The sequence below is a fragment of the Streptomyces sp. NPDC005962 genome, assembly GCF_040629205.1.
Taxonomy (GTDB): Bacteria; Actinomycetota; Actinomycetes; order Streptomycetales; family Streptomycetaceae; genus Streptomyces.
The window spans coordinates 139048-148458 of sequence record NZ_JBEXVE010000025.1 but is presented as its reverse complement, the minus strand read 5'-3'; the positions used below and the strand labels follow the sequence as shown (position 1 = coordinate 148458).

10 protein-coding genes and 1 rRNA gene are annotated in these 9411 nt (G+C 71.2%); 9 read left to right on the top strand and 2 right to left on the bottom strand.

Annotation, left to right across the window (positions count from 1 at the left end; all coding sequences use genetic code 11):
- The 9 genes from rrf to ABZ370_RS32605 all read left to right on the top strand — a co-directional run.
- Positions 1-93 (top strand): 5S ribosomal RNA (gene rrf / locus ABZ370_RS32645); the annotation flags it as partial.
- Positions 94-166: 73 nt separating this feature from the next.
- Positions 167-823 carry an HAD family hydrolase gene (locus tag ABZ370_RS32640; RefSeq protein WP_358628114.1) on the top strand — a complete coding sequence of 219 codons (657 nt, stop codon included), beginning with the start codon at positions 167-169 and terminating at the stop codon, positions 821-823.
- 25 nt (positions 824-848) lie between these two features.
- On the top strand, positions 849-2060 hold the full coding sequence (locus tag ABZ370_RS32635) for an MFS transporter (RefSeq protein WP_358628111.1): 1212 nt from the start codon (positions 849-851) through the stop codon (positions 2058-2060).
- Positions 2029-3201 (top strand): acetoin utilization protein AcuC, encoded by a 1173-nt coding sequence (locus ABZ370_RS32630; protein WP_358628108.1) that lies wholly within the window; start codon positions 2029-2031, stop codon positions 3199-3201. The genes ABZ370_RS32635 and ABZ370_RS32630 overlap by 32 nt, the downstream gene beginning before the upstream one ends.
- 102 nt (positions 3202-3303) lie before the next feature.
- Positions 3304-4119: a phosphatase gene (locus ABZ370_RS32625; protein WP_358628105.1), complete on the top strand. Its 816-nt coding sequence runs from the start codon at positions 3304-3306 to the stop codon at positions 4117-4119.
- A 131-nt stretch (positions 4120-4250) separates the two neighbouring features.
- Entirely contained in the window at positions 4251-4460 is a 210-nt protein-coding gene (locus ABZ370_RS32620; protein WP_014053989.1) for a helix-turn-helix domain-containing protein, read from the top strand.
- A 122-nt stretch (positions 4461-4582) separates the two neighbouring features.
- Entirely contained in the window at positions 4583-4681 is a 99-nt protein-coding gene (locus ABZ370_RS32615) for an AURKAIP1/COX24 domain-containing protein (protein ID WP_003948845.1), read from the top strand.
- 186 nt (positions 4682-4867) lie between these two features.
- Complete coding sequence (locus ABZ370_RS32610; protein WP_358628101.1) at positions 4868-5911, top strand: NAD-dependent epimerase/dehydratase family protein; 1044 nt, start codon at positions 4868-4870, stop codon at positions 5909-5911.
- 13 nt (positions 5912-5924) lie between these two features.
- On the top strand, positions 5925-6968 hold the full coding sequence (locus ABZ370_RS32605) for a lysophospholipid acyltransferase family protein (RefSeq protein WP_358628098.1): 1044 nt from the start codon (positions 5925-5927) through the stop codon (positions 6966-6968).
- A 59-nt stretch (positions 6969-7027) separates the two neighbouring features.
- On the opposite strand, the gene ABZ370_RS32600 is transcribed toward ABZ370_RS32605, so the two are convergent.
- Both ABZ370_RS32600 and ABZ370_RS32595 read right to left on the bottom strand, forming a co-directional pair.
- Complete coding sequence (locus ABZ370_RS32600; protein ID WP_358628095.1) at positions 7028-8287, bottom strand: DUF5667 domain-containing protein; 1260 nt, start codon at positions 8285-8287, stop codon at positions 7028-7030.
- Positions 8288-8501: 214 nt separating this feature from the next.
- Positions 8502-9341: an ECF subfamily RNA polymerase sigma factor, BldN family gene (locus ABZ370_RS32595; RefSeq protein ID WP_358628092.1), complete on the bottom strand. Its 840-nt coding sequence runs from the start codon at positions 9339-9341 to the stop codon at positions 8502-8504.
- Positions 9342-9411: the final 70 nt, after the last annotated feature.

Genomic DNA, 9411 nt, shown 5'->3' with positions numbered 1-9411 from the left:
ACGCCCGGTTACATTCCGAACCCGGAAGCTAAGCCTTTCAGCGCCGATGGTACTGCAGGGGGGACCCTGTGGGAGAGTAGGACGCCGCCGAACAATCTTTGGAAAAGGCCCTGTTGGGAGCTTGAAGCTCCCGACAGGGCCTTTTCGTGTTTGTAGGCTGCACGATATGCGCTACGACATGGTCATCTTCGACAACGACGGAGTACTCGTCGACAGCGAGCCGATCTCCAACCGGCTCCTCGCGGGCTATCTCACCGAGCTGGGGCATCCCACCAGCTACGAGGACTCCCTGCGGAACTACATGGGCTCCGCCATGCACCGCGTCCACGAACTCGTCCTGGAGCACACCGGAAAGCGGCTCCCCGACGACTTCGACACCACCTTCCACTCCCGTGTCTTCGCCGCCTTCCGCCGGGAGTTGCAGCCGGTGGCCGGTGTCGCCGCGACGCTGAGCGGTCTGCGGGCGGACGGAATCCCGTACTGCGTCGCCTCCTCCGGAAGCCATGAGCGCATACGGGTCGCCCTGCGGAAGACCGGGCTCTACGACTTCTTCGGCGAGGACCGCATCTTCAGCTCCGAGGACGTCGGCCGCGGCAAGCCCGCCCCCGACCTGTTCCTCCACGCCGCCGAGCGCATGGGCCGGACCCCCGAGGAGTGCGCAGTCGTCGAGGACAGCCCGCTCGGGGTGCGGGCCGCCGTGGCGGCCGGGATGGACGCGTACGGCTACACGGCCATGACCCCGGCCGACCACCTCCCGGGCACCCGGGCCCACTTCTCGGACATGGCAGAACTGCGAACACTGCTCAGCTCTACCCACAAGTAGCACCGGGGCCCTACGCTCCTCGGCCATGACCGATACGCGCCCGGGCCCGCGGCTGCGGCATGGCCGGGCCTCGCTGGCCATCAGCTTCTTCGTCCAGGGCGCGATCTTCGCCCTGCTCGTGACCCGGATACCCGCGCTGCAGGACCGCTACGGGATATCCGACGGGCTGTTGCCCCTCTTCCTCGCCGCCGTGCCCGTGCTGGCCGGCGCGGGCAGCGTCGCCACCGAACACCTCGTCAAACGGGTGCGGCCGGGGCGGGTGCTGCGCTGGGTCCAGCCCGTCGTCTCGCTCGCCCTGCTCGCGGCGGGATCGGGCACGGCCGTGTGGCAGCTCGCCGCGGCGCTCGCGGTCTTCGGCCTCACCGTCGGCGCGCTCGACGCGTCGATGAACATGCTCGGGGTGAGCCTGCAACGCGCGTACGGGCGCAGCATCATGCTCGGCTTCCACGCCGCGTACAGCCTGGGCGGGATCGCGGGGGCCTCGCTCGCCTGGGCGGGCGCGCACTGGGACCTGCCGCTGCCCGTGCTCTACGCGCCGCTGGTGGCGGTCCTGGTGCCCGTCGCGTTCGTCGCGGCCCGCTGGTACGCGGACGACGAGGGAGGCCCCGGGGGAGAGGGCGGCGCGAGCGAGACGGGCGCCATGAGCATGAAGCTGCTGATGCCGCTCTGCCTCGTCATGGCCTTCGCCTACATCGGTGACTCGACGGTCTCCAACTGGTCCGCCAAGTACCTGGAGGACGTGCTGCACAGCTCCGAGCAGCTGGCGACGGTCCCGTACAACGTCTACATGGTCACCACCCTGCTCGGCCGTTCCTTCGGCGACCTCGGGGTGCGGCGTTTCGGCGCGGCCGCCGTCGTCCGGGCCGGGGCGCTGCTCGCGGCGGGCGGGTTCGCGGTGGTCGCGGCGGCGCCCGGTGCCTGGGTGGGGATGCTCGGGTTCACGCTGCTGGGGCTCGGGCTGTGCGTGCTGGTGCCGCAGACGTTCGCCGCCGCCGGGCGGCTCTTCCCCGGAGCGTCGGACGCGGCCATCGCGCGCCTGAACATTTTCAATTACGTGGGCTTTCTGATCGGTTCGCCGCTCGTGGGTGCGCTGGGCGGTGCGTGGAACTACCGCGGGGCGATGCTCGTGCCGATGGCGCTCGTCCTCGTGACGCTGGTCTACGCGAGGTCGTTCACCGTCGCACCCGCCCGATACGGTGACGGGCATGAGCGGCCGCGCGCAGTTGATGTGGGATGAGGAAGTAACCGGGTACGACTTCGGGGCGGGGCATCCGATGGACCCGGTCCGGCTCGCGCTGACCATGCGGTTGGTGGAGGCGTACGGGCTCGACCGGGCGGTCGAGGTGGTGGCCGCCAAGGCGGCCGGTGACTCGACGCTGCGGCTCGTCCACCGCCAGGAGTACATCGAGGCGGTGCGGCGGGCGTCGGCCGACCCGGCGGGCGCGGACGGTTCGTACGGGCTCGGGACCATGGACGACCCGGCGTTCGCCGGAATGCACGAGGCGTCGGCGCTGATCGCCGGGCAGTCGGTGGGCGCGGCGGAGAGCATCTGGCGCGGTGAGGCGCTGCACGCGGTGAACTTCGCGGGCGGGCTGCACCACGCGATGCCCGGCGGCGCCGCCGGGTTCTGCGTCTACAACGACGCGGCGCTGGCGGTGGCCCGGCTGCTGGAGCTGGGCGCCGAGCGGGTCGCGTACGTGGATGTGGACGTGCACCACGGCGACGGCGTGCAGGCGGCCTTCTGGGACGATCCCCGGGTGCTGACGATCTCGCTGCACGAGCATCCGCGCAGCCTCTTCCCGCAGACCGGATGGCCCGAGGAGACGGGCGGGGCGGGCGCCGAGGGCTCGGCGGTGAACGTGGCGCTCCCGGCCGGGACCGGGGACGCCGGGTGGCTGCGGGCCTACCACGCGGTGGTTCCGGAGCTGCTGGCCGCCTTCCGCCCGCAGGTGCTGGTGACCCAGCACGGCGCGGACACCCACATCGAGGACCCCCTCGCGCATCTGGGCGTGACCGTGGACGCGCAGCGCGCGGTCGCGGAGAGCTGCCACGGGCTGGCGCACGAGCACGCGGAAGGGCGCTGGGTGGCCCTCGGGGGCGGCGGCTACGCGGTGGTGGAGGTGGTGCCGCGGTCGTGGACGCATCTGGTGGCGATCGCGGCGGGGCGTCCGGTGGAGCCGGCGGCGGCGGTGCCGGAGGAGTGGCGGCACGAGGTGTACCGGCGGACCCGGCTGGAGGCGCCGCGGCGGATGACGGACGGGCGCGAGCCGCGCTGGCAGGACTTCGCCGAGTCCGGCTACGACCCGGCGGACCGCCTGGACCAGGCGATCCTGGCGACCCGCAGGGCCGTCTTCCCTCACCACGGCCTGCTGCCGTAGCTCCGCGGTGAGGGTTTCTCTCGTACGCCAGTGTTAGGCCGACCGTGGGAACTCGGGGCGTTCGCCCCCGGGCACGGACCGATATCCAGCAGCATCGGTGGGGTGTTGAGTACCGCCGCGCTGCGTGCGCATCTGCTGGCGGCGCGGCTCGCCGGGCCGGTGACCACCACCCGGGAGGAGAGCCTGCGCCGCTACCGGCTCTTCGCCGCCCGCGACCCCCGGGTGCTGCTCGGCCTGGAGCCCGAATACGACTGGTCCTTCACCGAATTGCTTCGCCTCATGGGGAGTAAATGCGGGGTTTCGGTCAACCCGGCCCATGTCTCCGGTCACGATGTGATCGACCCGGAGCGTACGATCGCGGCCCTGCAGATGTTCGCGGACCGGCTCCGGGCGGCCGCCGAGACCCGGGCGCCGGTGCTCCTGGGCACCGGCCACCCCCACCGTCTCCTGGGTTTCTACGCCGCGTTGGCGTCGGCCCTGTCGGCGGCCGGGTGCCCGATTCTCACCCCCGCCCAGGGGAGATGTGTCGACATAACGACTCGATTCGGCGTACGTACGTACCAGCTCACCTACGTACGGGGAGTCGCGATGGTGCGGGAACCCGGCGCCCGGCCGACCGCGAGTGAGCCGGGCGCCCACAGTCACTCGCCCCTCCCGGTTCGCGTCGCCCTCGCCTGTGCCGCGGAGTCCGGCGGGCCCCTTCCGGGGCTGGTGATCGGGGACCACGGATGGGTCTGCGGAGCAGGTCAACTGGGGTTTGCCGCCATCGGTCTCGGCGACACCGACGACCCCGCGCTGTTCGTCGGTGAGGCCGAGGGACAGGTGTCGGTGGCCGTTCCACTTGATGACGCTGTGCGGTCTGGTTACTACCGGCCGCTTACTCGCTATGTACTCAATCGAGCGTGTCTGTCACAGTAGGCGTGCGATCGCTACTCCTCTTCCCCACTCGCATCACCCGCCCCTAACCTGGGGATGAGCGCGCATGCGAGCAGGAGTCACCGGAGGGGAAGCCGGTGCCCGACATGTGCGGAAGGTTCAGGTGGTGTGTCATGGCTGCTGGCGAACGGCCTCTGAATGAGGTTCAGTTTCTGACCGTGGCGGAAGTCGCCTCGGTGATGCGAGTCTCCAAGATGACCGTGTACCGCTTGGTGCACAGTGGTCATCTGCCGGCGATCAGGGTGGGCAGGTCCTTCCGGGTCCCGGAGCAAGCGGTGCATGAGTACCTCCGCGAGTCCTATGTGGGGGTGGAGTCCGCTTAGGCCACTTAGGCCGACGACCCTCGGATTACGTGGTTCGCCCGGTGGCGGGTAGGCTGGCCCGATGTAGGTCGTGTGGGCTCGGACGCCCCGCACCGAGTGAATCGAAGTGAGCGAGGGTAGTCGTGGGCTCTGTTATCAAAAAGCGGCGCAAGCGGATGGCGAAGAAGAAGCACCGCAAGCTGCTCAAGCGCACGCGCGTCCAGCGTCGTAACAAGAAGTAAGAACAGCGACGCTGTGTTCGTCCCGCAGCCCTTCCACCCACGGTGGAAGGGCTGCGGTGCGTGCGCCGGGGGCCTCGGCTCAAAACGTCGCACCGCGCGGCGAGTGGTCATCACAGCGCAACATCGAACGGTTACGGTGTTCCGCACAGCCCAGCTCGGACGAGGGTGGGAAGGAAGGCGCTGATCTTGGGAAAGGTCGTGCTCGTCACCGGAGTCGCCCGTCGGCTGGGGGGCCGATTCGTACGGCGCATACAGCGTGAGCCGGACGTCGACCGGGTCATCGGAGTGGACGCGGTCGCCCCCGAACACCAGCTGGGCGGAGCCGATTTCGTCCGGGCCGACATCCGCCACCCCACGATCGGGAAACTCCTCGCCGAATTCGGCGTCGACACCGTCGTCCACATGGACATCAACGGCACCCCGCTCGGCGCCCGCGGCAATCGCACATCGGTCAAGGAAACCAACGTCATCGGCACCATGCAGCTGCTCGGTGCCTGTCAGAAGGCGCCCTCGGTCCAGCGGCTGGTGGTGAAGTCCAGCACCAGCGTGTACGGCTCCGCGCCCCGCGACCCCGCCGTCTTCGGCGAGACCACCCCGCCCAAATCGCTGCCGAGCGGTGGCTTCGCCAAGGACACCGTCGAGGTCGAGGGGTACGTACGCGGCTTCGCCCGGCGCCGCCCCGACGTGGCGGTGTGCGTGCTGCGCTTCGCCAACATCCTGGGGCCGTGCTCGGACTCCCCGCTCGCCGAGTACTTCGCGCTGCCGGTGCTGCCCACCGTCATCGGCTACGACCCGCGGCTCCAGTTCGTCCACGAGAAGGACGCCATCGAGGTGCTGCGGATCGCCGCCTCCGAGCCGCGCCGCTCCACGCTCAACAGCGGCACGTTCAACATCGCGGGCGACGGGGTACTGCTGCTCTCCCAGGCCGCCCGGCGACTGGGCCGCCCCACCCTGCCGCTGCTGCTGCCCACCCTCCGCTGGGCCCGCACCGCGCTGCGGTCCCTCGGCGTCACCGACTTCTCGCCCGAGCAGATCCGGCTGCTCACCCACGGCCGGGTGGTGGCCACGACCCAGATGCGCGAAACCCTGGGGTTCGAACCCGAGTACACCACCGCCGGCGCCTTCGCGGACTATGCGCACAGCCGCGGTCCCGGGCTGCTCCCGCCCGAGACCCTCGCCCGTACCATCGACCGGCTCGGCGCTCTGCTGCCCGCCGGCGCCGAGAAATGAGGAGCGCACCACCATGGCGGATGCCAAGGTCATTCCGTTCGGCGAGGAACCCCGGTCCCGGCGGAAGGGACCGCGCGCCGGTCGTTCGAACCGGTCCCAGGGCCCGCTGAAACCCGTACCGCAGCAGCGCGACGAGGAGCTGGAGCAGCACCCGGAGACCTCCGCGGCGGCCGCCCCGCCGCTGCCTCCGCACCCGCCGAAGCGGGCGCCCGGCGGCGGCGACTGGGAGCGCAAGCTCGCCCAGGGCTTGAGCTTCCTGCGCCGCCGGATCACCGGCGATTACGAGGTCGACGACTTCGGCTACGACGAGGACCTCACCGACCAGGTGCTGATGTCGATGCTCCGGCCGATGTACGAGAAGTACTTCCGGGTCGAGGTGAAGGGCATCGAGAACATCCCGGAGAGCGGCGGCGCGCTCGTGGTCGCCAACCACTCCGGGGTGCTGCCGCTGGACGGGCTGATGCTCCAGGTCGCGGTGCACGACAACCATCCCGCCCAGCGTCATCTGCGGCTGCTCGCCGCCGATCTGGTCTTCGTACTGCCGCTCATCAACGAACTGGCCCGCAAGGCGGGCCACACCCTCGCCTGCTCCGAGGACGCCCAGCTGCTCCTGGAGCGCGGTGAGGTCGTCGGGGTGATGCCGGAGGGCTTCAAGGGCATCGGAAAGCCGTTCGCGGACCGGTACAAGCTGCAGCGGTTCGGGCGGGGCGGCTTCGTCTCGACGGCGCTGCGCGCCGGGGCGCCGATCGTGCCGTGCTCGATCGTGGGCGCGGAGGAGATCTATCCGATGGTCGGGAACGCGAAGACCCTCGCCCGGCTGCTGGGGATTCCGTACTTCCCGGTCACTCCGACGTTCCCGCTGCTCGGACCGCTGGGGGCGGTGCCGCTGCCGACGAAGTGGACGATCCAGTTCGGTGAGCCCATCCCGACGGACGGGCATCCGCCGGAGGCGGCGGACGACCCGATGCTGATGTTCAACCTGACGGACCAGGTAAGGGAAACGATCCAGCACACGCTGTACAAGCTGCTCGTGCAGCGCCGCTCGGTGTTCTTCTAGCCGCTCACGGTGCTTTTCACGTGACGACGTCAGGGTCCGGCGGTGCCGGACCCTGACGGCTACCTCGTGCCGTCGCCGTCCAGGTCGAGACCCGGCAGCAGGTCCGGCAGCAGCGGCGGGATGGTGATGTCCGGCTGGGGCGGCTTGCCGACGCCGGTGTCCCCCTTGCCCGCGGACGGGCTCGGCGTGACCGCACCGGTCGGCGGGTCCAGCAGACCGCCCGTACCGCCCACCAGACCCTGCTCCTCGGGGTCGGCCGACGCCGACGGGCGCGGCTTGGCGGAGGCGTCCCCGGGGCGGGCGTGGCTCGGGGTGGCCGGGGAGGACTCCGGCTGGGCGCGCTCCGGCTCCACCGCGCCGGGGCGCGGCGGCAGCTCGCCGCCCGGCTGGCCGGACTGCCCGTGCTGGTCCCGGGAGGTGGGCAGCAGCGAGCGCAGCGGGCCGACCTCATCGTCTATGGCGGCGAAGACCGAGCTGACCTGTTCGCCGACGTCCATGAGCTGGACCGGCAGCTGCTCGCGCAACCGGCTCCAGCCGTCCCGGTGCGCCGTGGTGAAGGTGGACAGCTCCCGCATCGCGCCGAGCGAACCGTCCCGCTTGTAGACCTGGCGCAGCAGCCGGTGGCCCTCGGAGGCGTCATGGCGCATCCCGGACAGGGCCCGGCGGATCTCGCCGAGCTGCTCGTGGTCGAGGTCGCCGGAGCGGGTCCGCTCCATCAGCCGGCGCGCCTCGCTCAGCCGGGTGGACGCCTGGTCCAGATAGATCCGGCCGCGGTCGGTGTCGTCGTCGGCCATCTCCAGCTTCAGGTCCTCCATGCCCCGCTTGACCCCGTAGAGGGTGTCGCCCGGGAGGGCGTTGGAGCTGGCCGCGGCTACTCCGCCGAACGCGCCCGCCGCGACTCCCACGGTGAGCCCCCCGGCCGCGAGCCCCTTGGACCAGCGGGAGCGGGGCCGGAGTCTGGCCACCGGGGGTTTCGCCCGGTGGGCGCCGCTGCTGCGGCGGCGCTGCTCGGGGACGCGGGACGCGCCGTCCGCGAAGGCGGCCTCCATGGCGGCGATCAGCTGGGCCCGCTGGGTGGTTTTGACCTCTGCGGACAGCGTCGGCGCGGGCAGCTCGCCGAGCTGCCGCGTCAGGCCCATCAGCCGCTGCTGTCCGGTGCTGTGGCTGTCCGCCGCCGGGCCGGACGGTTCGGCCCCGGTCGCCGGGGTCCCCCCGGTCGTGTCCTGGGACGCCTGGTGCCGGCTCTCCAGAGCCTCCAGGGCCTCCAGTGCCTCGGCGAAGGCGTTCGCCCGCCGGTGCGCCGATACGTTCGCGATCACGGGCGGCACCTCCTCTTCTCGTGACGGTCGACTCCCCAGGACACCCGGAGGTTCCGTGCCTTGCGCGTGTCCACCCGATCGAGTGAGGGGACTACGGGCAGGGTACGACCGCGAGGCGCCTGCACCTCCCACAACGAGCGGCGCGGCACAGGGGTTACGCCCTCCCGATGATCGGACCACACCTCGCACCCGCGCCGTGAGGGAGCCGGCCGGGTCAGCGGGCGTCGTCCGGCAGCAGCCGCGCCAGGGTGCGCACGGCCCGGTACTGCAGGGTTTTGATCGCGCCCTCGTTCTTCCCCATGACGCGGGCGGTCTCGGCGACCGAGAGGCCCTGGAGGAAGCGGAGCGTCACGCACTCCTGCTGCTGCGGGTTGAGTTTTCGTACCGCTTGCAGCAGCGCCGCGTTGGAGAGGGACTCCAGGACGGAGTCCTCCGGGCTGCGCTCGACCTCGTTGGCGTCGAGCATCTCGCCGGTGGTGACCTCCAGCCGGAAGCGGCTGGACTTGAAGTGGTCGGCGACGAGGTTACGGGCGATCGTCACCAGCCAGGCGCCGAAGTCGCGGCCCTGCCAGGTGAAGGTCCCGATGCGGCGCAGGGCGCGTAAGAACGTCTCGCTGGTGAGGTCCTCGGCCGTGGCCCGGCCGCCGACCCGGTAGTAGATATAGCGGTACACCGTGTCGGCGTACTGGTCGTAGAGACGCCCGAAGGCCTCGGCCTCGCCCGCCTGGGCGCGCTCGACGAGGTCCATCATCCGGCGGCTGTCGCTGTCGGCGCTCGGCCGCCGGGCGGTGGGGGTGGAGCCGCGGGAGCGTCTGCCGACCGCCGCGCCGCCGTCGGTGAGGGCATAGGCGGGGCCGGCGGTGCCGGTGCGGCTGACCGTGCCGTCGGCGGGACCGGCAGGGCGTGCGGGCACGGCCGTACCGGCTGGCACGGGCGAGGCGAGGGCGAGGGCGGGGACGGCATACGCGGTGGGGACGAAGCCGCGCAGACAGTCGAGGACCGTTGCGCGCAGCGTAGCCAGGCCCGAGGCGTCAACCCCGACGTGTGAGTACACGGGACTCCCAGAGGCAGAGCTTCCATCACGTGCAGTACGGGACCGTTCACCCGCCGTAGGGACGCGTGGG

Excerpts from the sequence above, each read along its gene's own strand:
- ABZ370_RS32640 (WP_358628114.1), top strand. The coding sequence starts at position 167 with ATGCGCTACGACATGGTCATCTTCGACAACGACGGAGTACTCGTCGAC.
- ABZ370_RS32635 (WP_358628111.1), top strand. The coding sequence starts at position 849 with ATGACCGATACGCGCCCGGGCCCGCGGCTGCGGCATGGCCGGGCCTCG.
- ABZ370_RS32630 (WP_358628108.1), top strand. The coding sequence starts at position 2,029 with ATGAGCGGCCGCGCGCAGTTGATGTGGGATGAGGAAGTAACCGGGTAC.
- ABZ370_RS32620 (WP_014053989.1), top strand. The coding sequence starts at position 4,251 with ATGGCTGCTGGCGAACGGCCTCTGAATGAGGTTCAGTTTCTGACCGTG.
- ABZ370_RS32605 (WP_358628098.1), top strand. The coding sequence starts at position 5,925 with ATGGCGGATGCCAAGGTCATTCCGTTCGGCGAGGAACCCCGGTCCCGG.